Here is a 26,951-nt window from a genome sequence, read left to right on the forward strand (position 1 = left end):
ATCGCCAACAAGAGAACAACTATGAGCCAGACACCGTTCACTATTCAGCGCGCCGCCGTCATTGGCGCGGGCACCATGGGCCGTGGCATTGTCATGTGTCTGGCCAACGCCGGCGTCCCGGTGCAGTGGGTCGATAACAATCCACAGATGCTTGAACAGGCGCTGGCTACCGTGGCGGACACCTACGCCCACAACGTGCGTCAGGGACGGATCGATCAGGCCGAAGCGGACGCTCGCATAGCACGGGTAACGGCGGCTGCTGACTACGCGGCGATCTGCGATGTCGATCTGGTCATCGAAGCAGTGTACGAAAACCTCGAACTCAAGCAGAAAATCTTCCGTGAGCTGGACGATCTGCTCAAACCTGAAGCGATTCTGGCCAGCAATACCTCGGCGCTGGATATTGACGCCATCGCCGCGGCCACCCGCCGTCCGCAACAGGTCCTGGGCCTGCACTTCTTCAGCCCGGCGCACATCATGAAGTTGCTGGAAGTCGTTCGCGGTGCGCAGACTTTACCGGTGGTGCTTGAGGCTGCTCTGGCACTGGGCAAGCGCATGGACTAAGTCAGCGTGGTGTCGGGCAACTGCCATGGTTTCATCGGTAACCGCATGCTGCATCCGTATGTGCTAGAAGCGCGCAAGATGCTGCTCGAAGGCGCTTATCCACATCAGGTCGATGCGGTGCTGCAAGGTTTTGGTTTTGCCATGGGGCCGTTCCGCATGTACGACGTGGTCGGCATTGATCTGGAGTGGCGCACTCGGCAGTTGGCCGGCAAAGGGCAGGATGCGCCTGAGGTTCAGGTGGACAATCGTCTGTGCGAATTGGGTCGTTTCGGCCAGAAAAGTGGCATTGGCTATTACCACTATGAGTCGGGCAGTCGCCAGGCTGAGCACGATGTTGAAGTCGATGCGCTGGTGTTGAAGGTCAGCGAAGAGCTGGGGTTCCAGCGTCGCGAGATAAGCCCCGAGGAGATTCTTGAGCGCTGCTTGCTGGCACTGGTCAACGAGGGTGCGAAGATCCTTCAGGAAGGGATTGCCGGATCGGCGCACGACATCGATCTGGTGTACCTCAATGGCTACGGCTTCCCGGCGGACAAGGGTGGGCCGATGGCTTGGGCGGATCAGCAAGGGCTGGCGGATATTCACCAACGGTTGCTGGCGCTGGAGACGAAGCAGGGTGATCAGTGGAATCCGGCACGGTTGATTGGGGAGTTGGCGGCGGTGGGCAAGGGGTTTTCTGAGCGCTGATTGAAGTAGTGCCTCTGATGGCCTCATCGCGAGCAAGCTCGCTCCCACATTAGTTTGATCTTCAGTGAGCACAGATTTTGTGTACGACTGAGATTCACTGTGGGAGCGAGCTTGCTCGCGATGAGTACGACGCGGTTTTCGCCTTAGACTGGCAATCCAACTCCAGGAATCGACGCTGATGTCCAACCCGATGCCCCAACGCACCGACTACCCCCACTTCCAGCCTATCACCACCCGCTGGCACGACAACGACGCCTATGGTCACGTCAACAACGTCACCTACTACAGCTTCTTCGACACGGCAGTGAACACCTACCTGATCGAAGTCGGAGGTCTGGATATCCATGACGGCGAGGTGGTGGGCTTTGTGGTGAGTTCGGCCTGCGATTACTTTGCTTCCATTGCCTTCCCCGATCGGATCGAGATTGGTTTGCGGGTGGGCAAGTTGGGCAACAGTTCGGTGCAATACGAGCTGGCAGTGTTCAAGGCCGGGGAAGACGAAGCCTGCGCGGCAGGGCGCTTTGTGCATGTGTTTGTGGATCGGGCTTCTAATCAGCCGGTGGCGATTCCTGCCGGGTTGCGCGGGGCGCTGGAGCGGTTGGTGGTTTGACGGACAAAAAAAATCGCAGCCCTTGGGCTGCGATTTTTTGATGCATCGGCAAGCGAGGCGATTCAAGCCTCAGTCGCGATCGCGATGGTGATGCTTGCGGTGGCCATAGGCATGACCGCGCCCCGGGTGGCCGTCACGGTAGTAGCGACGATCATCATCATCATAACCACGACGATAGGAGCGACGATCGTCGTCATCGCTCTTGTTGCCCATGTAGTTACCCAGCGCGCCACCGGCGCCGCCGCCTGCTGCGGAGCCGATCAGACTGCCGGAGGTGCCGCCCATGCTGCGACCGACCACGTTACCGCCTGCTGCGCCCAACGCACCGCCAATGGCGGCTTCGCCACGGCTGCGTCTGTCTGCGCCGACGGCGCTACCACCCGCGCCACCCAGGGCCGCGCCGATGGTGGAACCTGTATTGCCGCCTAGTGACTGACCGACGACTGAGCCCAGAACCCCGCCCAATGCGCCGCCCACACCTGCTTCAGCGGTGCCGCCAGCAGAAGCGATGCCACTAGCCAGGCTAAGGGACAACAAGAGAATCGAGGAGAACTTCATAGAGGAACCTCAAGGGGATGACGGCGCGATCCTGAGGCTGTGTCATGGTCGTGACAATCGAAATCCGACGAGTAGCACGACTTGAGCACATTTCTATAAGTTACTGTTTTTTAGCCGGAACTTAAGTATTTTTCGCCTGTCTTTAGCTACTTCGGATAGGCCGTTTTCATGCAAAACGGCCTTTTTTGTGGGCGAAAGGAAAAGCAGTCAATTCGGAAATTCGTTGAATGTTCCACCGCTATCGCGAGCAAGCTCGCTCCCACATTAGATCTTCAGTGGGCATAGTATTTGTGTTCAACCAGGATCCACTGTGGGAGCGAGCTTGCTCGCGAAGGGGCCAGACCTGCTGCCGCGTTACGCCGACTTCGCCATAATCAATCCAGTCGCACTCGGCGCTTCCAACCGGATCGCCACAAACTTCGATGTCGGCGTATGGCTGCCATCCCCGATGCTTTCCAGCGGCACCAGCGGATTGACTTCCGGGTAGTAAGCCGCCGCTTGCCCGGCAGGGATATCAAACGCCAGCAGCGTAAAGCCCTTCACCCGACGCTCACGTCCATCATCCCAGATCGAAACGATGTCAGCCTTTTGCCCTGGCTTGAACCCCAGGCGAATGATGTCGGCTTCGTTGACGAACAACACATCACGCTGGCCTTTCACGCCGCGATAGCGGTCATCAAGCCCATAAATCGTGGTGTTGTACTGATCGTGAGAGCGCATCGACTGCATGATCAGGTCTGGCAATACGCCGGTGGCGCGAGTGCGCTCGTGCACCAGATCTTTAGGCAGGATGTTCGGACGGAAATTGGCGCGCCCCGACGCGGTATTCCAGCGGCGAGCACCGGCGCTGTTGCCGAGGTAGAACCCGCCCGGGTTCTGGATCTTCTCGTTGAAGTCCTTGAAACCAACAATGGTGTCGGCGATCAGGTCGCGGATGCGCCGGTAATCGGCCACCAGCCAGTTCCAGTCCACCGGTTTGCTGCCCAGGGTCGCGGCGGCGATGCCGGCAATGATCGACGGCTCGGAGCGCATCTGGTTCGACAGCGGCTGCAACTGGCCGTTGGAGGCGTGAACCATGCTGAACGAGTCTTCGACGGTCACCGCTTGCGGGCCTTCGGTCTGGATGTCGATGTCGGTGCGACCCAGGCACGGCAGGATCAACGCGTCTTTACCGTGCGCCAAATGGCTGCGGTTGAGCTTGGTGCTGATTTGCACGGTCAGGTCGCAGTTGCTCAGGGCCTGGAAGGTCCGTGAGCTGTCCGGGGTGGCTTGGGCGAAGTTACCGCCCAGCCCGATAAAGACTTTCGCGCGGCCGTCAGCCATGGCATGGATCGCCTCGACCACGTTGTGACCGTTTTCACGCGGCACCTTGAACTTGAAGCGACGCTCCAGGGAGTCGAGGAACGCCCCCGGCGGACGCTCGTTGATGCCCATGGTCCGGTCGCCCTGCACGTTACTGTGGCCGCGCACCGGGCACAGACCGGCGCCGGGGCGGCCGATGTTGCCACGCAGCAACATCAGGTTGGCGATTTCCTGGATGGTCGCCACCGAATGGCGATGCTGTGTGATGCCCATCGCCCAGCACATGATCACGTTCTTGCCTTTGGCGTACATCCGCGCCGCTTGCTCGATTTCAACCAGCGTCAGTCCGGATTGTTCGACGATCTGCTCCCACGAGGTGTCGTCGACGATGCCCAGGTATTCCAGCACGTTGACACTGTGTTCATTGAGGAAGTCGTGGTCGAATACGGCAGGCTCACCCGCCTTCTGTGCGTCACGCTCCCACTGCAGCAGGAACTTGGCCATGCCGCGCATGATCGCCATGTCGCCGCCCAATGCCGGACGGAAGTACGCGGTGTTGGTCGGCTTGTCGCCGTTGGTGAGCATTTCGATCGGGTGTTGCGGGTGCTGGAAGCGTTCCAGGCCGCGCTCCTTCAAAGGGTTGATGCATACCACCTGAGCGCCGCGTTTCACCGCTTCGCGCAACGGTTCGAGCATCCGTGGGTGGTTGGTGCCAGGGTTCTGACCCCAGACAAAAATCGCGTCGGCGTGTTCGAAGTCGTCGAAGGTGACGGTGCCTTTGCCGACGCCGACACTTTGCGACATGGCCACACCACTGGCCTCGTGGCACATGTTCGAGCAATCGGGGAAGTTATTGGTGCCGTAGGCACGCACGAACAATTGATACAGGTACGCCGCTTCGTTGCTGGCGCGGCCCGAGGTGTAGAACTCGGCCTGATCCGGGCTCGACAGCCCTTGCAGGTGTTTGCCGATCAGCGCGAAGGCCGCTTCCCAGCTGATGGGTTTGTAGCGATCGGTCTCGGCGTCGTAGCGCAGTGGCTCGGTCAGACGCCCCTGATATTCCAGCCAATAGTCACTTTGTTCCAGCAACGAACTGACGCTGTGTTTGGCAAAGAACGCACCGTCGACACGGCGTTTGGTCGCTTCCCAGTTCACTGCTTTGGCGCCGTTCTCGCAGAACGCCACCATGCCGGCTTCGTTGGAGTCGCCCCAGGCGCAACCGGGGCAGTCGAACCCGCCGTTCTTGTTGGTCTTGAGCATCATGCGCAGGTTTTTCAGCGCGTTGTCGCTGGTCAACCAGGCCCGGGCAACGCTGGCCAGCGCGCCCCAGCCACCGGCTGGGCCTTTGTAGGGCTTGTAGCGAGGGACGGGTTTCTGGTCGGCTTGACGATGTTGACTCACGCTTGGTTCTCCGTCGCAGGGCTGTAGACCCGCGGCGCACTTTTCTGCGGCAGGTGGATGAGATTAAGGTTGTGGCGACGGGCCCATTGCACGGCAAGGCCCGTAGGCGACGACAGGCTGACCAGGGTCTGGATACCTGCGCGCAATACTTTCTGGATCAATTCGAGGCTGCAACGGCTGGTGACAATCACCAGCCCGCCGGTGGTCGGGATTTTCTGACGGATCAGTCCGCCTATCAGCTTATCGAGGGCGTTGTGTCGGCCGATGTCTTCGCGGCCCAGCAGCAATTGGCCCTGACTGTTCATAAACACGGCGGCGTGCACCGCGCCGGAGTACTGGCCAAGAGGCTGAAACGCACTGATGCGTTGACGTAAACCATCGAGCCATTCGGCGGGCGGCAAGGGTGCGCCGGGCAGGATCTTGAGGTCTGGCAATGCCTGCTCCACCGCTTCCACACCGCAGAGTCCGCAACCGCTGGTGCCAGCCATTTGCCGACGCTGTTGCTTGAGGTTCCAGAAGGCGCGGTTGGCGATGGTCACTTGCGCGTATTGCGCTGAACCCGAGCCGCTGAGTTGCAGGTCATAGATATCGCAGGCGTCTTCGATGATGCCGCTGCCGAGACTGAAGCCGACGATGAAGTCTTCAAGGTCCGTCGGCGTCACCAACATGACCGCCTGACTGATGCCGTTATAAGCGATCGCCAACGCGACTTCTTCGGCCAGCGCGGTGCTGGCTGATTCGGTGTCTTGAAGGTCGCAGTAACTGTACGTCTGGCTTGCGGCGGGCGCTGGCGTTTCGAGGGCTGGCGCCGCGCAGACAGGGTGCTTGGCGTTCATTAGGCATCACCGACGGTTTAGGCTGCTTTAAGCCTAGGCGCGTCAACTTGTCGCGTCTAATCGCTAATACTGATCTACCGATAGATGGCGTCGATCAAGAGCTTGGCAGCGATTGCTGAAGAATTGCGAAACAGGCTTCCGCGAGCGCCGAACGCGGGGCGCTGCGACGCAGGATCAGCCCCAGCCGGGCGAGGGTTTGAGCATTTTCGATGGGTTGCAGGCGCAAATGATCGGTGAGTTTTTCCAGGCCTCCGTCCAGCGGCATCACGGCGCAGCAGAATCCGCCGTGCACCGCTTGTAACAATTGGTGGACGGCATCGGTTTGCAGCAACGGCTGCGGGGTGAGGCCGCGACTGTGGAAGTTGTGGTCGATGGACTGCCGAAAATGCATGCCGCTGGTGAGCATGCCCAGCGGGAGTTCGATCAGCGATTCCCAACTCAGCGGCGCCTCGCCGAAACTGAAGAAGCGCTGATCGTAGAGCAGGCCCATGCGGGTTTCGCTGAACGCCAGGGAATTGAAGCGTTCGCCGTCCAGTCGCTCCAGGTACGAAACGCCCAGATCCAGGCGATTGTTCGCCAGTTGTTCGAGGATTTGTTCAGAACTCAGGGCTGAGAGTTCGAAGCGCAGGTTCGGGTGTTCGGCGTGCAGGCGTTGCATCAGCGGCAGCGGATCGAAACTCGACAGCGGCACCACGCCCAGACGCAACGTACCGACCAGATTGCCGCGACAGGCCGCCGCCTCGGCCTGCAAGCCGTCGTAGGCCGCCAGCACGGTGCGCGCCCAGGCCAGCACCCGTTCACCCGGTGCGGTGAAACCTTCGAAGCGCTGACCGCGATTGACCAGCGGCAACTCGAGTTCTTCTTCGAGGCTGCGCAGGCGCATGGACAGGGTCGGCTGGGTAATATGACAACGCGCGGCGGCCTGGCCGAAATGCCGGGTTTCGTCGAGGGCGATGAGGAATTTCAGTTGCTTGATGTCCATCTTCGCTCCAGGGCGCGGGAAAGTTCGGATTCTAGCGCTTGGGGGGAAGCGGCGTCATTGGTCGGGTTGGAACCGCAAGTGACAGCCTTGGTCTAGGCTTTTGCGTCTGGAACCCAAAACCCAAGGAGAGTGCACCATGAGTATTTTTAGCTTTGTTAAAGAAGCAGGCGAAAAACTTATCGATCTGCTGACGCCAGGCAACGCCAATGCCAGCGAGCAGTTGAAGGAACACATCAGCAAGGTCGGCCTGGGTAACCCGAATGTGCAGGCAACGGTGGATGGCGACAAAGTCACCGTGACCGGCGAAGTCGGCAGTCAGGAAGAGAAGGAAAAAATCCTGCTGGCGGTGGGCAATATTGCCGGTGTTGGTAGTGTGGATGACCAGATCACCGTGACCGGGCCGGTGGCTGTCGCCGCGAAGTTTGTAACGGTCGTGAAAGGCGACACCCTCAGCGCGATTTCCTTGCGCGTGTATGGCGATGCCAACAAATATCAAAAAATCTTCGATGCTAACAAACCGATGCTCAAGGACGTAAACAAGATCTATCCGGGGCAGTCGTTGCGGATTCCTGAGTAAGCCTCAGGACCGTGTGATGGCCTTCGCGGGCTTGCTCGCGAAGCAGGCGACTCGGTCTAAAGCCCTTCGATCAACTCCCGATAATCCCCCACCGCCGCAAACTCGGCCGTGTCCTTCGGCCCTTTGCGGCTGTCCGGCTCACTCACCGCCAACAGGTGCGCCACACCAAAATTCCGCGCGCTACGCAGAATTGGCAAGGTGTCGTCGATAAACAGACTGCGCGCCGGGTCGAAACGGATGTCCGCCTGCAGGGCATCCCAGAATTGCGGGTTTTCCTTGGCGAACCCGTAATCGTGGGAACTGATCAACCGCTCGAAGTACGGCGCCAGTTCGATTCTTTCCAGTTTCAATGACAGCGAATCGCGGTGTGCATTGGTGATTAGCACCACGCGCTTGCCGGCCTGTTTGATGGCGGCCAGAAAGGTGTCCGCGTCCGGTCGCAAGGCGATCAGGTGCGCGGTTTCCAGTTTCAGTTCGCGCACCGGCAGTTTGAGCTCGGCGCTCCAGAAATCCAGGCAATACCACTGCAACTGGCCGGCGTTGCGTTCGAACAACGGCTGCAATTCCATCTCGGCCATGGCCCGACTCACCCCGTGCAATTCGGCGTAACGCTGGGGCAGGTGTTCCATCCAGAAATGGTTGTCGTAATGCAGGTCCAGCAGCGTGCCGTCCATATCCAGCAGAACGGTGTCGATGTCGCGCCAGGGCAGCAGGGACATAAAAAACTTCTCCAGCGGTAAAAAAGATATCCGACGTAAACAATCAGGATAGGCCGGGTAAAGGCTGGTTTGAAAGCGTCGCGAGCGAAGGGAGTGCAAGGAAAAAACAGGCGAGGACGGGGAGTTTACGAGTTGTAAATGACCCGTCCGAGCCTGTTTTTGACGCAGCAATCCCGAGCGCAGCAGCTTTCAATCAGCCTGTATAGTAACGCGTTCACGCCAAGGAGCTTCTTATGCGCCAGAAACCCACCATCCTCGCCCGCGAGATCGTCGCCACCAGCCGTTTGTTCTGCGTCGAAGAGCTGAAGTTGCGCTTTTCCAATGGCGTGGAGCGTACGTATGAGCGACTGGTGGGCAAGGGCGCCGGTTATGGCGCGGTGATGATCGTGGCGATGCTTGATGCGGACCACGCGGTGCTGGTTGAAGAGTATTGCGGCGGCACCGATGAATACGAGCTGTCCTTGCCCAAAGGCTTGATCGAGCCGGGCGAGGACGTGCTGGCGGCAGCCGAGCGGGAGCTCAAGGAAGAGGCCGGGTACGGCGCGCGGCAACTGGAGCATTTGACTGAGTTGTCGTTGTCGCCCGGTTACATGAGCCAGAAGATCCAGGTGGTGTTGGCCACTGATCTGTACGAAGAAAGCCTTGAAGGCGATGAGCCCGAGCCGATGGGCGTGGACAAAATCAACCTGCGTGAGTTGTCGGCCCTGGCCCAGAACCCGCGATTCACTGAGGGCCGCGCATTGGCAGCACTGTATCTGGCCCGTGATCTACTGACTCAGCGTGGAGTGTTCCAGCCATGATTTTCCCCCATCCGTTGATGGCGCCTGTTGTTGAACTGGCGCTGAAAGCCGGTGAAGCGATTCTGCCGTTTTGGCGTGCCAACGTCGCCGTGACTGCAAAATCCGATGATTCTCCGGTGACGGCCGCCGACATGGCCGCTCACCATGTGATCCTGGCCGGGCTGACGGCGCTGGACCCGAACATCCCGGTGTTGTCCGAAGAAGATGCCAACATTCCCCAGAGCGTGCGCGCCGGGTGGCAGCGTTGGTGGCTGGTGGACCCGCTGGACGGAACCAAGGAGTTCATTTCCGGTAGCGAAGAATTTACCGTCAACATCGCGCTGATCGAGCAGGGGCGTGTGGTGTTTGGCGTGGTGTCGATGCCGACCAACGGACGCTTCTACGTCGGTGGTGCGGGTCTGGGCGCGTGGCGTGGCGATAAAGACGCGGAGCCTTTGCCGATTCAGGTTCGCGAGGTTCCTGCTGAGGGTGAAGCGTTTACCGTGGTTGCCAGTCGTCGGCATTCGAGTCCTGAGCAGGAGCGCTTGCTGGCCGGGTTGAGCGACAGTCTGGGTGAGCTGCAATTGGCCAATATCGGCAGTTCGCTGAAGTTCTGTTTGTTGGCGGAGGGGGCGGCGGATTGTTATCCGCGGTTGGCGCCGACTTCGCAGTGGGACACGGCGGCGGCGCAAGGCGTGCTGGAAGGGGCGGGCGGTGAGGTGCTGGATTTGAGCGGTGCGCCGTTTAGTTATCCGGCGCGGGAGTCGTTGTTGAATGCATTTTTCCTGGCGCTGCCGGCGAAGGCTGTGTGGCGGGAAAAGTTGTTGGCTTTGGCTCGGGGTTGAAGATCAAAAGATCGCAGCCTCGTTTCACTCGACAGCTCCTACACAGCTCCTACAGGGGGCGGCGCGTTTCTCTGTAGGAGCTGTCGAGTGAAACGAGGCTGCGATCTTTTGCTTTAGCGGTGAAGGACGTACTGCCCCGTAAACTTCACCGCATCGTCATCACTGTCGGCATTCACAATCCGTGAATGCAGTGTCAACCGCGCTCTCCCATACCGCACATACATCGCCAAAAACTTCTTCCACACCGCCGCACTCGGCGCATGGCAAATCGCTGTCGCGTCCATGGTCACCGGCAGCGGATAGCTGATCTGTCCTTCCTGAATCACGATGTGCCCGCCTTCAACCCCTTCTTCACGCAAACGCAGATGCAACCAACCCCAACCGGCCAGCACCGCGCCGCAATACAGCGTTGGCCTCCAGCGGCAAGTGCAGGCGCAGTTGTTGGTCGTGCCAGTCGAGCACTTTGAGGCCCATGTCCCGCGTCAGGGGAATGTCGCGATGGAGGACTGATTCCAGATGATGGCTGTCGCGGCTCATGCACGGATCTCTTGTTTGAAGATGATGATTTGACGGTAGCTCAATCGGGTTCCTCGGTGTGGCTGCTGCCACCGTCGGCGAAGTTCAGCCCGTGTTTGCGCAGCTTGTCGTGCAAGGTCTTGCGTGGGATGCCAAGCGCTTCGGCGAGGCTGCGCACCGAGCTGTGAGAACGCGCCAGTTCGGCGGCGATCAAGCTCTTCTCGAAGTTTTCCACTTGTTCGCTGAGACCGCCGCTGACCACTTCGACCGTCATGCCTACAGCGCCATCTGCTGCGTTATTGTCCAGGGCCAGTTCCAGGCCCAGGGCAAAGCGTTCGGCGGCGTTCTGCAATTCCCGCACGTTACCCGGCCAGGTGTGGCGCAGCAGCAGGGCGCGTTGTCCCGGTTGCAACTCGTGGGGCGGTAGGCCATGGCGAGCGCTGGCTTCGTCGGCAAAGTGCTGGAACAGCATCAGCGCATCTTCGCCACGCTCGCGCAGCGGTGGAATACGCAGCGGTGCGACGTTCAGGCGGTAATACAAGTCGGCACGGAAGCGGCCCTGATCGGCGGATTGACGCAGGTCTTCCTTGGTCGCAGCGATGATGCGGATGTCCAACGGGATCAGCTGATTGCCGCCCAAGCGCTCGACCACCCGCTCTTGCAGCAAACGCAGCAATTTCACCTGCACATCCAGGCTCATGCTTTCGATTTCATCGAGGAATAATGTGCCGCCATTGGCGAACTCGAACTTGCCGATGCGACGCTTTTGCGCGCCGGTAAAGGCGCCTGGCTCGTGACCGAACAGCTCGCTTTCGACTACCGACTCGGCCAGGGCGCCGGCATTGATTGCTACAAACGGACCGTTACGACGGCTCGACAGATCGTGCAACGCACGTGCGACAACTTCTTTACCGGCGCCGGTTTCGCCAAGGATCAGCACATCGGCCTTGGTCGCTGCCAATGCACCGATCTGCTCGCGCAGGCGCAGCATCGGCGCCGATTGCCCGACCAGTCGGGTGCTCAGCTCATTGCGATCGCTCAGGGCCAGACGCAGGCTGCGGTTGTCCAGCACCAGCCGGCGCAGGGCCAGGGCGCGGCGCACGCTGTCGAGCAGGGCGTCGCTGGCGAAGGGTTTTTCCAGAAAGTCATAAGCCCCGGCGCGCATGGCCTGCACCGCCAGCGGCACATCGCCGTGACCAGTGATCAGCAGCACTGGCAGTTCCGGGTCCTGGGCATGCAGTTCAGTCAGCAATTCGAGACCGTCCATGCCCGGCATGCGGATGTCACTGACCACCACGCCGGGCCAGTCGCGTTCCAGTTGCGCGGCCAGGCCCTTGGCTTCGGCCAGTGGCAGAATTTTCAGGCCGGCGAGGTCCAGGGTCTGGCTCAGGGCTTGACGCAGGTGCGGATCGTCGTCGATCAGCACGACCTGGATGCGGTTGTCGATGGTCATGCACTTCGGTCCTCGGACGGTTGCAGGCTCACACCCGGTGCGCCTGCACGCAGCTTCAGGGTAATCAGGGCGCCACCTTCCTTGTGGTTGGCGAACGACAGTTCACCACCGAAGGCACGCATCAGGGTTTCGCAAATCGCCAGCCCCAACCCAAGCCCCTGAGTGCGGGTCTTGGTGGTGTAGAAGGGCTCACTGGCGCGGCCAAGTGCCTCCAGGCAGAACCCGGGGCCATTGTCGCGAATGTACAGATTGACGCCGTCGGCAGTGGTTTGGGCACTCAACCAGAGCTTACGCGGCGGGCCTTTTTCCGTCAGGGCGTCCAAGGCGTTGGCCAGCAGATTGCCGAGCACCTGACGCAGACGGGTTTCCCCGGCCTCGACCCACAGGGTGGCGGCCGGCAAGTCGCGGATCAGCTCGACTTCCATGCTGCGTCGACGCTTGGCCAGCAGCGCCAGCGCATCGTCCAGCGCCGGTTGGAGGGCGACGCTTTCCGGGGCGTGGCGATCGCGCCGGGCGAAGGCGCGCAGGTGGGCGATGATCGAGGCCATTCGCCCGGTCAGTTCGCTGATCAGCTTGAGGTTGCCGCGCGCATCGTCGGTGCGCTGATGATCGAGCAGCACCTCGGCGTTTTCTGCGTAGCTGCGGATCGCCGCCAGCGGTTGATTCAATTCGTGGCTGATGCTCGCCGACATGGTGCCAAGGGCCGACAGTTTGCCGGCCTGCACCAGATCATCCTGAGCGCGAACCAGCTCTTGCTGGGCCTGTTCGCGTTCCAGCACTTCCTGTTTCAGTCGACGGTTGAGGCCTTCGAGGTCGCTGGTCCGCTCGGCTACCCGGCCTTCCAGCTCGCGACGGGCCTTGGCTTCGAAGGCGATTCGTTCGAGGTAATGACGGCGTCGCTGCATCATCAGACCCAGCAGCAACATCAAGACCAACAATGTCGCGCCGCCGATGGCGACGACCGTGCGTACCGGGCGATCGATCAGGGTGCGGGGGGCGAGGATGCTGACGTTCCAACCGGTTTCTGCGATTGGCTGGGTTTGTGTCAGCCAGGCGTTGGGGTTGAGCCGCAATGGTTTGGGATCACGGGTCGGATAAGGTTGAATCGCGGTGATTGCCTTTCTTTCCTCTTCGCCCAACGGGCGGGTCGAGCGGAATCGCCACTCGGGCCGCGACGTGAGAATGACCACCCCGTTATGGTCGGTCAGCAGCAGTTGTTCCGGGGTTTTGCCCCAGAGGCTTTCGGTGTGGTCTAGGTCGACCTTGACCACCAGCACGCCGATGATCTTTTCGCCGTTACGCACGGCGGCGGCGAAGAAATAGCCACGCTTGGCCGAGGTTGTGCCCAAACCGAAAAAGCGCCCAAGCCGCCCGGCCATGGCTTCGCTGAAATACGGCCGGAAGGAAAAATTACGCCCGACGAAACTGTCGTGTTTGTCCCAATTGGACGCGGCCAGGGTCTTGCCCGTGGTGTCCATCAGGTACATGACTTCGGCGCCAGTCTGGGCGCTGATATTTTTCAACAAGCGATTGGCGTTGCCTTGGGTGACGCCATCGTCGGGCGCGCCGAGGACGGCTCGCAGGGCCGGCAGATCGCCGAGGATTTGCGGCAACACTTCATAACGGTGCAGGGTACCCAGCAGGTTGGCGACGTAAAGGTCAAGGGTCTGACGGTTCTGCCCGGCCAGTTCGCTGCGGTAGTAACGCTCGGCCAGATGCTCCAGCGGCCACAGCAATGGCGCCAGGCACAGCGCGAGCAGGGCCAGGCTGCGCCAGCGGGGTCTGCGGGGGAGGGTTGGAGTCATGAGCATCGAGCGCCTGTGGGTACAGGCGCATTATGCCTAGGCTTGCGGGCGCAGTCTGCGCGCCGTGGGTCAGGCACGCTTGCGCGGTGAAGATTCAGACGGTGTTTCAGGAAAAGACGTCAGCGTCCTTGAAGAACGCGGCGGCCTGATCTTTACCGGACAGTTGCGGTGCTTCATCCAGTTGCCAATCGATGGCGAGGTCCGGGTCGTCCCAGCGAATGCTGCGCTCGGCGGACGGTGTGTAGTAGTCGGTGGTTTTGTAGAGGAATTCGGCGAACTCGCTCAACACCACGAAACCGTGGGCGAACCCCTCCGGGACCCAGAGTTGGCGATGATTCTCGGCGGACAGACGCACGGCCACCCATTTGCCGAAATGTGGCGAGCTGCGGCGAATGTCCACCGCCACGTCGAGTACTTCACCCACTGTGACGCGAACCAGTTTGCCCTGAGTGTTTTCCAGTTGGTAATGCAGGCCGCGCAATACGCCTTTTTGCGAGCGGGAGTGGTTGTCTTGAACGAAATTCGTCTCCAGGCCCGTCGCTTCTTTGAAAGACTTGGCATTGAAGCTTTCATAGAAGAAACCGCGCTCGTCACCAAATACCTTGGGTTCGATGATCAGAACACCGGGAAGGTCGGTGGTGACTACTTTCATGGTCTTTCTCCAGTAATAGGCTTGATCGGGACATTCTTGCGCAAACTGGCGGCCGGGGCGAGTGGCGCGTGTTTTTTCCTGATCCGACTGACGCCGTCGAACATCAGGTGGGTGACAGGGAGGAGGAAGGGGTTGCGTATCGTCCAAAGCAGTGGCGATATAAGCGCCTAATAAAATTTCAGGGGTCGTTGTATGCCACTCGCCACGTTGATTCATCGCGCCAGTTTGCCCAGCCCGCAAGTGTCTGCGGAGCAAGCGCTTGAGCTGTTGAAGGGACATTACGGGCTGAGTGGAAGGTTGCAGGCCCTCGGCAGCCAGCAAGATCTTAACTATCGGGTCGACAGTGACCAAGGGCGTTTTGTCCTGAAAATCTGCCGTGGCGACTACTCGGCGCAGGAGCTGCACGCCCAGCACGCCGGGCTCAAGCATTTGGGTGAACACCCCGATGTGCATGTGCCACGAGTGATTCCCGCCAAAAACGGTGCAGACCTACTTTCCCTGGAAGTCGGGGGCCAACCGGTGCATGTGCGCCTGCTCGATTACATCGAAGGCCAGTCGCTCACACACCTGGATCATCTGCCCGGTTCAGTGGTGGCCGGTTTCGGTCGGCTCTGCGGTGAAATGGACCTGGCCCTGGCCGGTTTCGACCATCCGGGCCTCGAGCGCACCCTTCAATGGGACGCCCGTCACGCCAACGCGCTGATCGCGCATTTGCTGCCGGTCATCAACGACGACCAGCAACGCCGGTTGATCGCCGATGCGGCTGAACGGGCCGAGCGTCATTTGCAGCCGCTTGTGGATAAGCTGCCGGTGCAGGCCATTCACATGGATATCACCGACGACAACGTGGTGTGGCAGCGAGATTCGCAACGCCAGTGGCAATTGCAGGGCGTGATCGATTTCGGCGACCTGGTTCGTACCTGGCGCATTACTGATCTGTCGGTGACCTGCGCGGCGCTGCTGCACCACGCTGATGGCGATCCGTTCTACATTTTGCCGGCGGTTCAGGCCTATCACGCTGTCAATCCGCTCACGCATGAAGAGTTACTGGCGCTTTGGCCGCTGATCGTCGCCCGTGCGGCGGTGTTGGTGCTCAGCGGTGAACAGCAGGTCAGCATCGATCCTGGCAACGCGTACAGCCGCGACAATCTCACCCACGAGTGGGAGATTTTCCGCGTCGCTACATCAGTGCCGTTGGCGTTGATGGAAGCGGCGATCCTGACCTCGGTCGGCCAGAACCTGCCGAGCATCGGTAGCGAAGGTTTCGCGCCGCTGCTGCCGAGCCTGGTGGGGCGTGAGTTTGCGTTGATCGATTTGGGCGTGCTCAGTCCGCATTTTGAGGCCGGCAACTGGGAGCAGGAGGGGATCGATCAACGTCTGCTGACCGAAGCCGCCGCGGCTCATGGTCTGGCGGCCAGTCGTTATGGGCAATATCGCTTGTCCCGCACCCGGCCGGACAGCGCCACGGAGCCGGACACGTGTCCATTGCACGTCGAATTGCGCCTGCCCCACGGCACGGCGGTCGAGTCACCGTTTGCCGGGGTGGTGCATCAGCCGGCTGCAGGCGTGCTGCAATTGGATGGCCCGCAACTGAGTGTGCGGTTGTGGGGCGTGACGCCGTCGCTGCACGTGGGCGCAGCGCTGGTCAAAGGCCAGGTGTTGGGTTCGGTCAACGGGCCATTGGTGGTGCAGTTGTGCCGAGGCGCCTCGTTCAATGCGCCCCTGTTTTGTACGCCGTCTCGTGCCGCGGCCTGGCAAGCGTTGTGCCCGTCACCAGCGGTGCTGCCGGGACTGGCCTGTGACGCTGAAGAAGAACTCGATTCGCAGACGTTGCTGGCGCGCCGTGACGCCAGTTTCGCCCGTACCCAGAAGCACTATTACGTCGACCCGCCGCGCATCGAACGCGGCTGGCGCAATCACCTGATCGACATGCAGGGTCGCTCCTACCTCGACATGCTCAACAACGTTGCGGTGCTTGGCCACGGTCATCCGCGCATGGCCGCGGTCGCCAGTCGTCAGTGGTCGCTGCTCAATACCAACTCGCGTTTCAACTACGCGGCGATTGCCGAGTTTTCCGAGCGCTTGCTGAAGTTGTCGCCGGACTCCATGGACCGAGTGTTCCTGGTCAACAGCGGCAGCGAGGCCAACGACCTGGCAATCCGCCTGGCATGGGCCTACAGCGGCGGTCGCGACATGCTCAGCGTGCTGGAGGCCTATCACGGCTGGACAGTGGGCGCGGACGCGGTCTCGACCTCGATTGCCGACAACCCGAAGGCTTTGAGCAGCCGTCCGGACTGGGTGCACCCGGTCACCGCGCCGAACACCTATCGCGGCGAATTCCGTGGACCGGATAGCGCGCCGGACTACGTGCGCAGCGTCGAACACAACCTGGCGAAAATTGCCGAGCAGAAGCGTCAGCTGGCCGGTTTCATCTGCGAACCGGTGTACGGCAATGCCGGCGGTATCTCGCTGCCGCCAGGGTATTTGAAGCAGGTTTATGCGCTGGTTCGTGCTCAGGGCGGTGTCTGCATCGCCGATGAAGTGCAGGTCGGTTACGGCCGCATGGGCAACTTTTTCTGGGGTTTCGAAGAGCAGGGCGTGGTGCCAGACATCATCACCATGGCCAAAGGCATGGGCAACGGCCAGCCGTTGGGCGCGGTGATCACTCGCCGGGAAATCGCCGAAGCGCTGGAGGCCGAGGGTTACTTCTTCTCGTCGGCCGGCGGCAGCCCGGTCAGTTGCCAGATCGGCATGGCGGTGCTGGATGTGATGGAAGAAGAAAAGCTCTGGGAAAACGCTCAGGTCGTGGGCGGGTATTTCAAGGAACGGCTTGAAGCGCTGATCGATATTCATCCGCTGGTGGGCGCGGTGCATGGTTCCGGCTTCTATCTGGGCGTCGAGTTGATCCGCAATCGCGAAACCCTGGAACCGGCGACCGAAGAAACCACGGCGCTGTGTGATCGGTTGCGCGAACTGGGGATCTTCATGCAGCCGACCGGCGATTACCTGAACATCCTCAAGATCAAACCGCCGATGGTGACCTCGCGTCAGAGCGTGGATTTCTTCGTGGACATGCTGTCGCAGGTTTTGGATGAAGGGTTGTAAACGGTATTTTTCGATGTACACGGACTAATGTGGGAGCGGGCTTGCTCGCGAAAGCGTCGTATCAGTCGACATCAATGTTGAGTGATCAACCGCCTTCGCGAGCAAGCTCGCTCCCACAGGGGATCGCGCTCAGTCCGATTATTATCGAGTTTTACTGCGTTGTTTTAGACAGAAGGCATACTTATCGCTTTTAAAGCCGATTTTTATCGGCTATAAAGTCGTCATTCTTCTTTCTGTCATCGGTCGATGCCACCTTCGACCCTCAAGCAATTGCCCCGGAGATGATTCATGAGCCGTATCGTTACCGTCGCCGCCACCCAGATGGCCTGTTCCTGGGACCTTGAAGCCAACATCGAGACCGCTGAGAGGTTGGTCCGTGAGGCCGCGGCGAAAGGCGCGCAGATCATCCTGATCCAGGAACTGTTCGAGGCTCCGTACTTCTGCCAAAAGCCGAACCCGGATTACCTGCAGCTGGCCACGACCGTTGAAGACAACGTCGCCATCAAGCACTTCCAGAAAGTCGCCAAAGAACTGCAAGTCGTTTTGCCGATCAGCTTCTACGAACTGTCGGGCCGTGCGCGTTTCAACAGCATCGCGATAATCGATGCCGACGGCAGCAACCTCGGGATTTATCGTAAAAGCCATATCCCGGACGGCCCTGGCTACCACGAAAAGTACTACTTCAATCCGGGCGATACCGGCTTCAAAGTCTGGAACACCCGTTACGCGAAAATCGGCGTGGGCATCTGCTGGGACCAGTGGTTCCCGGAATGTGCCCGCAGCATGGCGTTGCTGGGCGCGGAAATCCTGTTTTACCCGACCGCAATCGGCAGCGAGCCACACGACAAGACCATTTCGTCCCGTGATCACTGGCAGCGCGTGCAACAAGGCCATGCCGGCGCCAACCTGATGCCGCTGATCGCCAGCAATCGCATCGGCAACGAAGAGCAGGACGGTTACGACATCACCTTTTACGGCTCGTCGTTCATCGCCAACCAGTTCGGCGAGAAGGTTCAGGAGCTCGACAAGACCGAAGAAGGCGTGCTGGTTCAAAGCTTCGACCTCGATGAGCTGGAGCACATCCGCAGCGCATGGGGTTCGTTCCGTGATCGTCGCCCGAACCTGTATGGCACACTAAAGACCCTCGACGGTTCCCTGGAGTCCTGATCGCTATGACCACTTTGAACAGCACCCCTCGCGCTGATGGCTTTTACATGCCAGCCGAATGGGCGCCGCAAACCCAGACCTGGATGATCTGGCCCGAGCGCCCGGACAACTGGCGCCTGGGTGGCAAACCGGCGCAGGCCGCGCACGTCGCGGTGGCCAAAGCCATTGCCCGCTTCGAACCGGTGACCGTGGCGGTTTCCGCCGGCCAATATGAAAACGCCCGTGCCCGCCTGGACGTGCCGAATATTCGTGTGGTGGAAATGTCCAGCGACGACGCCTGGGTTCGCGACACTGGCCCGACGTTTGTCATCAATAACAGTGGCGAAGTCCGTGGTGTGAATTGGGACTTCAACTCGTGGGGCGGTTTCGACGGTGGTCTGTACTCGCCGTGGAATCGCGACTCGCAGGTCGGCGGCAAGATCCTCGAGATCGAGCGCAGCCAGCGCTACCGCACCGAGGGTTTTGTACTCGAAGGCGGTTCGATCCACGTTGATGGCGAAGGCACGCTGATCACCACCGAAGAATGCCTGCTTAACCGCAATCGCAATCCGCACCTGAACCGTGCAGCGATCGAAGCGGTGCTCAGTGCGAATCTGGCTGTGGATAAAATCATCTGGCTGCCGGACGGTTTGTTCAACGACGAAACCGACGGCCATGTGGATAACTTCTGCTGCTACGTGCGTCCGGGCGAAGTGTTGCTGGCCTGGACCGATGACCCGCAGGACCCGAACTACCCGCGCTGCCAGGCGGCGATGAAAGTGCTGGAAAGCAGCACCGACGCCAAGGGTCGCCCATTCACGGTGCACAAGATGCCGATTCCGGGGCCGCTGTATGCGACCGAAGAAGAGTGCGCTGGTGTTGATCCGGTGGACGGGACTCAGGAACGTAATCCGACCGTTCGTCTGGCCGGTTCCTACGTGAACTTTCTGATCGTGAACGGCGGCATCATCGCGCCGAGCTTTGACGACCCGCTGGATGGCCCGGCAAAAGAGATTTTGCAGGCACTGTTCCCGCAGCACGAAGTGGTGATGGTGCCCGGCCGCGAACTGTTACTGGGAGGCGGTAACATCCACTGCCTTACCCAACAACAGCCAGCACCGCACAAGGAGTGAGTGAGGTTGTAACAGCTTGAGTTGATTGCAGAATCGATTCGGCAACCATTTTCCCCTCCCTCCTTGTAGAGAGCCCGCAGTCCATCAGGACCGCGGGCTTTTTTGTATCCGCTTGTCGACAGTTACGAAACCTTGGCACAGCTCTTGTATCTCTCATGGTGCAAAACAGGGAGGGGGAGAACTGCGATGTTCTGTCATAAACCTTGGATAAGTTAGCCGCTCACAAACCAGGAGAGAGCGCGGAAATGAACGCCGAAATGAATGTGGTGAGCGAGCGGGCGTTGCATCCCCTGGCAGTAAACAGCGAATCGCTCCAGGTCCTGGCGCACTGGTTGAAGTCCAATGGAACGCGTCAGATCAGAGAACCTGATCCGCGCCGGATGATGATCGAACGCTACCCCGCTGGTTTATTCAGCGAAGCGGAGCTGGAAGCGTTGTGGGATGTGATGGAAGGATAAGAAGAAAAAACAACGGATTGGTAAAAGCGCTGCCGGGATGGCGGCGCTTTTTTTATGGGCGAAGGTTTTTTCATGATCACTGGAGATCAAATGTGGGAGCGGGCTTGCTCGCGAAGGCGGTGTGTCAGTCGACATTAATGTTGAATGATCGATCGCCTTCGCGAGCAAGCCCGCTCCCACACTGGATCGCAGTGAATTTAGAAACTGTAGGTTCCGGTCACGACCAGGCTGCGCGGTTCACCCGGCTGAATCTGTGCCGCACTGGTGGCCGACGAGTAATAGGTCTTGTCGCTGATGTTGTTCAGCGCCGCGCGCAAATCCCAATCCTTCTGCCGGAACCCGGCCAATGCATCCCAACGGCCATAACCCGGCAGCACGGTGGTGTTGAGGTTGTCGGCATAACGCTGGCCCACCAGGGTCAGGCCGGTTTCGGCGTACCAGCCCATTTCCGGTTTCCAGGTCAGGAACAGGCTGCCGTTATGCTTGGCCACGTTGCTGATGCGTTTGCCTTCAAAGCCGTTGTTGTCCTTTACGACCGTCGCGTCCTGCACACCCACGCCACCGCGCACGTACCAGTTGCCAGCGATCTTGCCGGTCCCGGTCAGCTCGATCCCCCGGGAGCGTTGCACGCCGGTCATCAAGGTGACGGTCGGATCGTTGGGATCGCTGGTACGGCGGTTGTAGAGTTCCAGTTCGTAGATCGCCAACGTGGTGCTCAGGCGATCATCGAGCCAGTCGCTCTTCACGCCGATTTCCTTTTGCTTGGTCAGCTCGGGACTCAGGTCATTGCTGTTGCCGGCGGCGCCTGGGGTGATACCGATCAAACCACCGCCGACCGGGGAAAACGTCTTGGTCCAGGAGGCGTAGAAGGAATGATTCTGCAGCGGCGTCCACACCAGTCCTACACGCGGGCTGGTGCTATGGCTGTCACGATCTTCGGAAATGTCCCGCAGCTTGTTGGTCGACTCAATGTCAAAGGTGTCGTAACGCAAGCCGGCCAGCAGTTGCCATTGATCGTTCAGGCGCAGTTGATCCTGCACGTACACCGCACGGCTTTCGACTTCGGTGTGAGTGCTGCTGGACACTTGCATCCGCCCGGTATGGCGCAAATTGCGGTCGGGGTTGTTCAGGTCCAGTGCCGGTACAGGCTGAGCCCCGCGTCCGGTGGCCGCGTTGTACAACGTAGGGTCGCGCCGCTGGCTACCGATTTCGATGCCGGTCAGCAAACGATGCTCAAGGCCGAACGTGTCAAAACCGCCTTCCAGTTCGACGTTGTTGTAGACGTTGCGGGTGGTCAGGTCCTGTTGCCAGTGCTGGCGCGTGACCTTGTTGGTCGCCGGGGTATAACCCGTCAGGTAGGTGTTGTCGAAATCGCTGTTGAGCTTGAACACGCCCAGGGTGTGGCGCAGCTGCCAGTTGTCGCTGAGCTCATAACTGAGTTTCGAGCGCAGGGATTGCGACTTGTCATCGATGAAATCGTGCTCGCTGCCGTAGGTCGTGTCCCGTCCTACGTCCGCCGGGCGCCCGTTTACACCGGGGATGCCGCGATCCGGCGTACGGTTGTAGCGGCTGTATTCGTACTGCACCAGCCAGTTCAGGTCCGGCGTCAGTTGCCAGCTCATCGACGGAGCGAACAGTTGGCGATTGCCGCTCACGCCGTCGCGGAAGCTGTTTTGGTCCATGTTGCCCATGTTCAGGCGCAGGCTGATGTTCTCGCTCGGGTCGGTGCTGAGGTCGGCGTAGAGGCTGCGCAAATCATCGCTGCCGCCCTGGGCCTCGATGGTCGAGCGACGACCGAATTCAGGCAATTTGCTGACCCGATTGACGATCCCGCCCTGACTGCCACGACCATATAAAACAGCGGCCGGGCCTTTGAGGACTTCGATGCGTTCGATGTTGTGCAAATCGCGCACGTATTGGCTGTCGTCGCGGATGCCGTCGAGGTAGAAGTCGTTGCTGGCGTCGAAACCGCGGATGCGCAGGCTGTCGAAGCGAGTGTCGGCGCCGCTGCTGACGTTGGGGATGCCGCTCAGCGCGGTGCCCAGATCGTTGGTGCCGTAATCCACAACGTTCGCGGTTTTGATCGAGTCGATGGCTTGTGGAACGTAGCGCACCGGCGTGGCGGTGCGGGTCGCGGTGCTGGTTTCTTTCACGCGCGGGTCATCGGCTTCAGCTTCGGCGCTGATCGACGTCTCGGGTAAAACAGTGGTGGCGGCGCAGGCAAAACCGGCAGAGAGAAATGCAGAAAGCCCAAGTGTGACGGGCGTGAGGCGAAAGGGGGCAGGCATCTGAAGCGCATCCGGAAGGGTGGAGTAATTCGAGGATGTGAATGGTAATGCTTGCTATTTACTTCCGTTAATTATTCTTGAAAGGTTTCTCTGTTTGATTATTTCGAATTGTGTCGAGATGGCTACAGTGGGGCCGTGAGGCCATTCGACCGATTCATGAAACAGACTGAAAGCCATTGCAGCGTTTTTCAGAAACGGGCGGAGGACTAATCTGCCGGCATCTCGTTTTCCTACGCTTTTGCCGGAGTCTTCCCATGATCCTTCACTACATTTACGACCCGTTGTGCGGCTGGTGCTATGGCGCAAAACCGCTGGTGCAAGCCGCCCAGGCTGTTTTGCCAGTGATCGCCCACGGCGGCGGGATGATGACCGGTGCCAACCGCCAGACAGTCTCGCCACAACTGCGCAACTACGTGATGCCCCACGACCGGCGCATTGCCGAGTACACCGGCCAGCCGTTCGGCGAGGCGTATTTCGAGGGTTTGCTGCGCGATGAGACAGCGGTGTTCGATTCCGCACCGCCGATTGCCGCGGTGCTGGCAGCCGAGCAGCTCGCCGGCCGCGGACTGGAGTTCCTGGGGCGTTTGCAAAGTGCTCACTACGAGGAAGGTCGACGCATTGCCGATGAAGCTGTGTTGTTAGAACTCGCGAAAGACATCGGTCTGGAACCTCAAGCGTTCCAGGCTGCTTTCAAAGACGCTGAAACCGATCGCCATATCAAGGACAGTCGAGCATTCCTGGCCGAAGTCGGCGGCCAGGGTTTCCCGACCTTCGCCCTGGAACACAATGGCCAATTCACCCTGATCGATATCGGCCCGTGGCTCGGCAAGCCGCAAGCCTTCGCGGCATGGCTGAGTCAGTCGCTTCCCGGACAAGCGTCATCATCGGAGCTTCAAGCCTGTGGCCTCGACGGCTGCGCCCATTGACGTCGACCAGTGATTTCTTAGACGTTTTTCGCCTATTTACAGACGATTCATGAAATTGACACATCGTTAAGGGCGCGGCTAGGATTCGCCCCACGCCTGTGGCTAACCGCCATGACTCATAAAATAACAAAAAGGCCCGCCACGATCTCTTCGTGCGCGGGCCTTTTTGTTTGGGGTGAAAAAAGAGTGCGATAGCGCCGTTTCAGCCGTTCGACACAGCGCGTATCAACCGATCATAAGGAAAAGAACAAAATGTTGAACAAGCGAATCAGCCTGATCGCTCTGGGGATGTTGAGTGCTACACAGGTCATGGCTAACGACCAGGCCGAATCCAAGGGTTTTGTTGAAGACAGCAGCCTCAAAGTGCTGCTGCGCAATGCCTACATCAATCGCGACAAAAAAGACGGCAACGACGACCAGCGTGAATGGGGTCAGGCTGCCATCGGCACCTACACCTCGGGCTTCACCCAAGGTACCGTCGGCGTGGGCGTTGATGCCTTCGGTCTGTACGGCTTGCGTCTGGACCGTGGTAGCCACAGCGGCGGCCAAGGCATCGACTTCTTCAAGGAAGGCGACAGCGGTAACCCGGCCGGCGACCTGGCCAAAGCCGGTGGCGCGGTAAAATTCCGCGTATCCAGCACCGTTCTGACTTACGGCGACCAGATGCCGGTCCTGCCGGTGCTGAACTACGACAACTCCCGCCTGCTGCCAGAAAGCTACACCGGCACCCTGATCACCTCCAAGGAGATCAAAGGCCTGGAGCTGAACGCCGGTCGCTTCACCGCCGAATCGCGCAAAAGTGCTGAAGGCCGTGACAGCGGTGGCCTGAAGTCGATCAACGTGTTGGGCGGTAGTTACCAGTTCACCGAACAGTTCAAGGCTGCGCTGTACGCCTCCGACGTCGAAGACGTGTTGAAGAAGCAATACGTAAACGCCAACTACATGTTCCCGATCGACAAGGATCAGTCCCTGACCCTGGACTTCAACGGCTACCGCACCAAGCTGGACGATTCCTACGTCCGCGACAGCGGTGCCACCGGCGACGACAACAAGATCTGGAGCCTGGCCGCCACATTCGCCACCGGCGCGCACTCGTTCACGCTCGCCCACCAGCGCAGCACCGGCGACAGCAACCTGGGCTACCCGTATGGCGGCTATCAGAAGGACCAAGGTCGCGTCGGCGATGGCGGCAATACCATCTACCTGGCGAACTCCTACTGGTCCGACTTCAACGCCGAAGACGAACGCAGCTGGCAGCTGGGCTACGGCCTCGACTTCAGCACCTTCGGAATTCCAGGCCTGAGCTACAACTTCGCCTACGTGCGCGGCGACAACATCACCACCTCCACCAGCGAAGGCGGTACCGAGCGCGAAATCTTCAACCAGTTCAAATACGTCGTGCAAAGCGGCCCGGCCAAAGACCTGAGCGTGAAACTGCGCAGCTCCATCCTGCGTGTCTCGCAGAAATCGAGTGAGTACAACTCCAGCGGTAATGAAGTGCGTGTGTTCGTGGATTACCCGATCAACATTTTCTGATGATCGGTTGCGCTATCTAAGCCTGATGCAAGGCTGAGAAAGGAAAAGCCCCGATTGATTCGGGGCTTTTTTACGCGTGCGGCTTGGGTCTACGTGACGACGTCACTGGTTACGATTGTTACCCGGTGCATCGAGCACCTTCGCTACGTCATCGATGATCGCCTTGCTCATATCCTGCAAAAAATGCGACGCCCAGGCATGCCGGTCGGTGTCGCGGACCATGGCGGCGTCAGATGCTAGAAGTTTGGCGATGTGGAGCAGGTCGGAGGCGTGGGAGAGGGCTTTGATCACCGGGACACCGGCATTGATGCGAAACAGCGGTTGGTTGCCGTGGTAGGAGAAAGGGGTGAGGCCGATGGTTTTCAGGTCTTGGGGGTTGGTCATTGGGCACCTCCGGTTTTTGGGCGGTGGTGGGCGTGACCCGGTGTGGCAGTAGCGAAAATTTTGAATGGATTGCGGGCATGCATAAGGAGAACTCCGGTTGGTTCCTGCATCGAATTCGAGTTCTCAGGCCCGGTCGCTGAATTGGCAGCGACGGGTTGAAGGTAGCTTGAGGGAGGAGGATGCGCAACCGTGGCTAGGTGGTGGCGTCGGTGTGAAATTGATTGGTTCGACAAGCAACGCCAACAGCGTAGAGATCGCTAGCTAGCTTCAATCAGCGCTCGTTCTTCCAACCAAATCTCTTGAACAAACTGGTCCGTAATCGCATAAATTCCATGCCCGCGCCGCATGATGATGTTCTCGGCAACCAGTGCAATTACCACTGGCTGAATTTCTTCAACGCGCACCTCACGACCCACGATCTTCGAATACTCAGCTGCAGCATCGATGGAGAAAATACCCCGAGCATCGCCTTCCGTAGACGCGATTTTGTTGAAAATAGCCTGAGCCAAACTACCTAACAGCTCCACTTTTTCTAGTTCGATGCTGGCCGCCGCCGAGCGCAAAGTGCTGGCAATAACAGGCAGGAAAAGATCGGGATCACCTTCTTGCTGCATGAGCTGTCGCAAGGCTTTGAGCATTTCCTCAGGCCGGTTCCCCAAGGTATTGAATGCTTCAATAGCGACTTCGAGTGAAGGTAGCTTTTCTTTCTTAACCGTCGCAGCGAGCCGGTTAAGCAAGTATTCAACGTAATCCCCTTTCAGTACTGGATACGCTGTCGATGTCGCCCCAGAAAACGCCTGGTTCCTCTTCGCCGTGAGTTCGCTGACTTGCGCCCTGTGCGATCCCGTTCCAATAAACAGAAAGTAACCCGGTGTATCTGGTCGGGGATTGATCGCATCACGAGCAGCTTTGAGTGCCAGAAGCAGCTGATTACCATCGTCGGATGAAATGGCGTGCTGTACTTCGTCGATGATCAGCACCAAGTCGGTTTTCGCTTGATCAACAACCTCTGTCAGCGCCTGCGCCAGCGTTGGCCCACCTGAGTTCCCGATGCTGTCGAGTTTGAAACCAAATTTGAATCCTGCAGCGCCTATATCCGCAGCGCTGACACGCTTGAGCATTTCGAGCAAACCGGAACCCGGCGTTTGCAGCTCTTGCAGGGTTTTACGGATGGCGTCATGCACCAGTGTCGCTGGATTGGCCAGTGTGTCGCTCCATAGGTCGACGTAAATGACCAGAGCACCCGCTTCTTCCAGCGCAGGGATGAGGTCGCTCCTCAGGAATGTCGTTTTTCCGGTCCTTCGCAGGCCGGATAAAAACAGACCTGAGCGCAAACCTTCATCGAGAACGCCCGGATTGAGAAGCTGGTTCGCCATTTCTTCGGCCAATTCAGGACGCTGAAAAATGCTGCTCATGCAATTACCTCTTTTTATGGATACGCCATAATTATTGGCCAGCCATAATTTAGCATAAAGACTGGGAGCTGGCCTGAGGGCGCTCCAATCGCCATTTCCAGAGCGAAAAGGAAGTTTTACCGCATGTCGTTGGCAGCGACATAACATCAATACGTGTCGCAGAAATTGAAAAATAGCGACACGTTCGAACCAAAGAGATCGTTGTCAGGTACAAAAATTTCGCGTCTAGCTAATTACACCATGTAACTAATGATGTTCCAGTCCCCACCTTTATCCC

At 59.3% G+C, this 26,951-nt stretch carries 21 protein-coding genes and 2 pseudogenes; 11 read left to right on the top strand and 12 right to left on the bottom strand.

What is annotated here, in order from left to right; genetic code table 11:
• Positions 1 to 21 precede the first annotated feature (21 nt).
• Positions 22 to 1,248: pseudogene (locus tag E3W21_RS10155) on the top strand (3-hydroxyacyl-CoA dehydrogenase NAD-binding domain-containing protein).
• Positions 1,249 to 1,426: 178 nt separating this feature from the next.
• Positions 1,427 to 1,858 carry a thioesterase family protein gene (locus E3W21_RS10160; RefSeq protein ID WP_129439396.1) on the top strand — a complete coding sequence of 144 codons (432 nt, stop codon included), beginning with the start codon at positions 1,427 to 1,429 and terminating at the stop codon, positions 1,856 to 1,858.
• 69 nt (positions 1,859 to 1,927) lie between these two features.
• Here E3W21_RS10160 and E3W21_RS10165 read toward each other — a convergent pair whose 3' ends face one another.
• The 4 genes from E3W21_RS10165 to E3W21_RS10180 all read right to left on the bottom strand — a co-directional run bounded on the left by E3W21_RS10165 (position 1,928) and on the right by E3W21_RS10180 (position 6,937).
• Positions 1,928 to 2,416 carry a glycine zipper domain-containing protein gene (locus E3W21_RS10165; protein ID WP_134419538.1) on the bottom strand — a complete coding sequence of 163 codons (489 nt, stop codon included), beginning with the start codon at positions 2,414 to 2,416 and terminating at the stop codon, positions 1,928 to 1,930.
• Between the two features lie 354 nt (positions 2,417 to 2,770).
• Positions 2,771 to 5,119: an FdhF/YdeP family oxidoreductase gene (locus tag E3W21_RS10170; RefSeq protein ID WP_134419540.1), complete on the bottom strand. Its 2,349-nt coding sequence runs from the start codon at positions 5,117 to 5,119 to the stop codon at positions 2,771 to 2,773.
• Positions 5,116 to 5,955, bottom strand: coding sequence for a formate dehydrogenase accessory sulfurtransferase FdhD (gene fdhD / locus E3W21_RS10175; RefSeq protein WP_134419542.1), 840 nt, complete (start codon positions 5,953 to 5,955; stop codon positions 5,116 to 5,118). Before fdhD ends, E3W21_RS10170 begins: the two co-directional genes overlap by 4 nt.
• A 94-nt stretch (positions 5,956 to 6,049) precedes the next feature.
• A complete protein-coding gene (locus E3W21_RS10180) occupies positions 6,050 to 6,937 on the bottom strand; it encodes a LysR family transcriptional regulator (protein WP_134419544.1) in 888 nt (295 codons plus the stop codon).
• Positions 6,938 to 7,073: 136 nt separating this feature from the next.
• Between E3W21_RS10180 and lysM the strand changes: the two genes are divergently transcribed.
• Positions 7,074 to 7,514 (top strand): peptidoglycan-binding protein LysM, encoded by a 441-nt coding sequence (gene lysM, locus E3W21_RS10185; RefSeq protein WP_134419546.1) that lies wholly within the window; start codon positions 7,074 to 7,076, stop codon positions 7,512 to 7,514.
• Positions 7,515 to 7,570: 56 nt separating this feature from the next.
• Here lysM and yrfG read toward each other — a convergent pair whose 3' ends face one another.
• Positions 7,571 to 8,233 (bottom strand): GMP/IMP nucleotidase, encoded by a 663-nt coding sequence (gene yrfG, locus E3W21_RS10190; protein WP_134419548.1) that lies wholly within the window; start codon positions 8,231 to 8,233, stop codon positions 7,571 to 7,573.
• A 233-nt stretch (positions 8,234 to 8,466) separates the two neighbouring features.
• On the opposite strand from yrfG, the gene nudE reads away from it, so the two are divergent.
• Complete coding sequence (gene nudE / locus E3W21_RS10195) at positions 8,467 to 9,033, top strand: ADP compounds hydrolase NudE (protein ID WP_033058385.1); 567 nt, start codon at positions 8,467 to 8,469, stop codon at positions 9,031 to 9,033.
• Positions 9,030 to 9,857, top strand: a complete 828-nt coding sequence (cysQ, locus tag E3W21_RS10200; protein ID WP_134419550.1) for a 3'(2'),5'-bisphosphate nucleotidase CysQ — start codon at positions 9,030 to 9,032, stop codon at positions 9,855 to 9,857. Before nudE ends, cysQ begins: the two co-directional genes overlap by 4 nt.
• Positions 9,858 to 9,970: 113 nt before the next feature.
• Here cysQ and E3W21_RS10205 read toward each other — a convergent pair.
• The 4 genes and pseudogenes from E3W21_RS10205 to rfbC all read right to left on the bottom strand — a co-directional run bounded on the left by E3W21_RS10205 (position 9,971) and on the right by rfbC (position 14,283).
• Positions 9,971 to 10,394 (bottom strand): annotated as a pseudogene (locus E3W21_RS10205) (YiiD C-terminal domain-containing protein).
• Between the two features lie 40 nt (positions 10,395 to 10,434).
• A complete protein-coding gene (locus E3W21_RS10210; protein ID WP_134419552.1) occupies positions 10,435 to 11,826 on the bottom strand; it encodes a sigma-54 dependent transcriptional regulator in 1,392 nt (463 codons plus the stop codon).
• Positions 11,823 to 13,631 carry an ATP-binding protein gene (locus tag E3W21_RS10215; RefSeq protein ID WP_134419554.1) on the bottom strand — a complete coding sequence of 603 codons (1,809 nt, stop codon included), beginning with the start codon at positions 13,629 to 13,631 and terminating at the stop codon, positions 11,823 to 11,825. The genes E3W21_RS10210 and E3W21_RS10215 overlap by 4 nt, the downstream gene beginning before the upstream one ends.
• Positions 13,632 to 13,737: 106 nt before the next feature.
• On the bottom strand, positions 13,738 to 14,283 hold the full coding sequence (gene rfbC, locus E3W21_RS10220; RefSeq protein WP_134419556.1) for a dTDP-4-dehydrorhamnose 3,5-epimerase: 546 nt from the start codon (positions 14,281 to 14,283) through the stop codon (positions 13,738 to 13,740).
• A gap of 192 nt (positions 14,284 to 14,475) precedes the next feature.
• Here rfbC and E3W21_RS10225 point away from each other — a divergent pair, with 192 nt between their 5' ends.
• The 4 genes from E3W21_RS10225 to E3W21_RS10245 all read left to right on the top strand — a co-directional run bounded on the left by E3W21_RS10225 (position 14,476) and on the right by E3W21_RS10245 (position 20,125).
• The gene (locus E3W21_RS10225) at positions 14,476 to 17,388 is read left to right on the top strand and encodes an aminotransferase (protein WP_134419558.1); all 2,913 of its coding nucleotides are present in this window, start codon (positions 14,476 to 14,478) and stop codon (positions 17,386 to 17,388) included.
• A 288-nt stretch (positions 17,389 to 17,676) separates the two neighbouring features.
• Complete coding sequence (gene aguB, locus E3W21_RS10235) at positions 17,677 to 18,555, top strand: N-carbamoylputrescine amidase (protein ID WP_134419560.1); 879 nt, start codon at positions 17,677 to 17,679, stop codon at positions 18,553 to 18,555.
• Between the two features lie 5 nt (positions 18,556 to 18,560).
• On the top strand, positions 18,561 to 19,667 hold the full coding sequence (aguA, locus tag E3W21_RS10240) for an agmatine deiminase (RefSeq protein WP_134419562.1): 1,107 nt from the start codon (positions 18,561 to 18,563) through the stop codon (positions 19,665 to 19,667).
• A 245-nt stretch (positions 19,668 to 19,912) separates the two neighbouring features.
• Positions 19,913 to 20,125, top strand: coding sequence for a hypothetical protein (locus tag E3W21_RS10245; protein ID WP_046045525.1), 213 nt, complete (start codon positions 19,913 to 19,915; stop codon positions 20,123 to 20,125).
• Between the two features lie 197 nt (positions 20,126 to 20,322).
• On the opposite strand, the gene E3W21_RS10250 is transcribed toward E3W21_RS10245, so the two are convergent.
• Positions 20,323 to 22,413 (bottom strand): TonB-dependent siderophore receptor, encoded by a 2,091-nt coding sequence (locus E3W21_RS10250; RefSeq protein ID WP_134419564.1) that lies wholly within the window; start codon positions 22,411 to 22,413, stop codon positions 20,323 to 20,325.
• 254 nt (positions 22,414 to 22,667) lie between these two features.
• On the opposite strand from E3W21_RS10250, the gene E3W21_RS10255 reads away from it, so the two are divergent.
• Both E3W21_RS10255 and E3W21_RS10260 read left to right on the top strand, forming a co-directional pair.
• The gene (locus tag E3W21_RS10255; protein WP_134419566.1) at positions 22,668 to 23,339 is read left to right on the top strand and encodes a DsbA family protein; all 672 of its coding nucleotides are present in this window, start codon (positions 22,668 to 22,670) and stop codon (positions 23,337 to 23,339) included.
• A 252-nt stretch (positions 23,340 to 23,591) separates the two neighbouring features.
• Positions 23,592 to 24,875, top strand: a complete 1,284-nt coding sequence (locus E3W21_RS10260; protein ID WP_129439326.1) for an OprD family porin — start codon at positions 23,592 to 23,594, stop codon at positions 24,873 to 24,875.
• Positions 24,876 to 24,977: 102 nt separating this feature from the next.
• Here E3W21_RS10260 and E3W21_RS10265 read toward each other — a convergent pair whose 3' ends face one another.
• Positions 24,978 to 25,259 (bottom strand): DUF3077 domain-containing protein, encoded by a 282-nt coding sequence (locus tag E3W21_RS10265; RefSeq protein WP_134419568.1) that lies wholly within the window; start codon positions 25,257 to 25,259, stop codon positions 24,978 to 24,980.
• Positions 25,260 to 25,516: 257 nt separating this feature from the next.
• Positions 25,517 to 26,674 (bottom strand): AAA family ATPase, encoded by a 1,158-nt coding sequence (locus E3W21_RS10270; RefSeq protein ID WP_129439320.1) that lies wholly within the window; start codon positions 26,672 to 26,674, stop codon positions 25,517 to 25,519.
• Between the last annotated feature and the right edge of the window lie 277 nt (positions 26,675 to 26,951).

Origin of the sequence: Pseudomonas sp. F01002, from assembly GCF_004402115.1 — a bacterium.
Taxonomy (GTDB): Bacteria; Pseudomonadota; Gammaproteobacteria; order Pseudomonadales; family Pseudomonadaceae; genus Aquipseudomonas; species Aquipseudomonas frigoris.

What these genes read in the sequence shown, in the direction of transcription:
- E3W21_RS10160 (WP_129439396.1), top strand. Translation starts at nt 1,427, where the DNA reads ATGTCCAACCCGATGCCCCAACGCACCGACTACCCCCACTTCCAGCCT.
- E3W21_RS10165 (WP_134419538.1), bottom strand. Translation starts at nt 2,416, where the DNA reads ATGAAGTTCTCCTCGATTCTCTTGTTGTCCCTTAGCCTGGCTAGTGGC.
- fdhD (WP_134419542.1), bottom strand. Translation starts at nt 5,955, where the DNA reads ATGAACGCCAAGCACCCTGTCTGCGCGGCGCCAGCCCTCGAAACGCCA.
- E3W21_RS10180 (WP_134419544.1), bottom strand. Translation starts at nt 6,937, where the DNA reads ATGGACATCAAGCAACTGAAATTCCTCATCGCCCTCGACGAAACCCGG.
- lysM (WP_134419546.1), top strand. Translation starts at nt 7,074, where the DNA reads ATGAGTATTTTTAGCTTTGTTAAAGAAGCAGGCGAAAAACTTATCGAT.
- yrfG (WP_134419548.1), bottom strand. Translation starts at nt 8,233, where the DNA reads ATGTCCCTGCTGCCCTGGCGCGACATCGACACCGTTCTGCTGGATATG.
- nudE (WP_033058385.1), top strand. Translation starts at nt 8,467, where the DNA reads ATGCGCCAGAAACCCACCATCCTCGCCCGCGAGATCGTCGCCACCAGC.
- cysQ (WP_134419550.1), top strand. Translation starts at nt 9,030, where the DNA reads ATGATTTTCCCCCATCCGTTGATGGCGCCTGTTGTTGAACTGGCGCTG.
- E3W21_RS10210 (WP_134419552.1), bottom strand. Translation starts at nt 11,826, where the DNA reads ATGACCATCGACAACCGCATCCAGGTCGTGCTGATCGACGACGATCCG.
- E3W21_RS10215 (WP_134419554.1), bottom strand. Translation starts at nt 13,631, where the DNA reads ATGACTCCAACCCTCCCCCGCAGACCCCGCTGGCGCAGCCTGGCCCTG.
- rfbC (WP_134419556.1), bottom strand. Translation starts at nt 14,283, where the DNA reads ATGAAAGTAGTCACCACCGACCTTCCCGGTGTTCTGATCATCGAACCC.
- E3W21_RS10225 (WP_134419558.1), top strand. Translation starts at nt 14,476, where the DNA reads ATGCCACTCGCCACGTTGATTCATCGCGCCAGTTTGCCCAGCCCGCAA.
- aguB (WP_134419560.1), top strand. Translation starts at nt 17,677, where the DNA reads ATGAGCCGTATCGTTACCGTCGCCGCCACCCAGATGGCCTGTTCCTGG.
- aguA (WP_134419562.1), top strand. Translation starts at nt 18,561, where the DNA reads ATGACCACTTTGAACAGCACCCCTCGCGCTGATGGCTTTTACATGCCA.
- E3W21_RS10245 (WP_046045525.1), top strand. Translation starts at nt 19,913, where the DNA reads ATGAACGCCGAAATGAATGTGGTGAGCGAGCGGGCGTTGCATCCCCTG.
- E3W21_RS10250 (WP_134419564.1), bottom strand. Translation starts at nt 22,413, where the DNA reads ATGCCTGCCCCCTTTCGCCTCACGCCCGTCACACTTGGGCTTTCTGCA.
- E3W21_RS10255 (WP_134419566.1), top strand. Translation starts at nt 22,668, where the DNA reads ATGATCCTTCACTACATTTACGACCCGTTGTGCGGCTGGTGCTATGGC.
- E3W21_RS10260 (WP_129439326.1), top strand. Translation starts at nt 23,592, where the DNA reads ATGTTGAACAAGCGAATCAGCCTGATCGCTCTGGGGATGTTGAGTGCT.
- E3W21_RS10265 (WP_134419568.1), bottom strand. Translation starts at nt 25,259, where the DNA reads ATGACCAACCCCCAAGACCTGAAAACCATCGGCCTCACCCCTTTCTCC.
- E3W21_RS10270 (WP_129439320.1), bottom strand. Translation starts at nt 26,674, where the DNA reads ATGAGCAGCATTTTTCAGCGTCCTGAATTGGCCGAAGAAATGGCGAAC.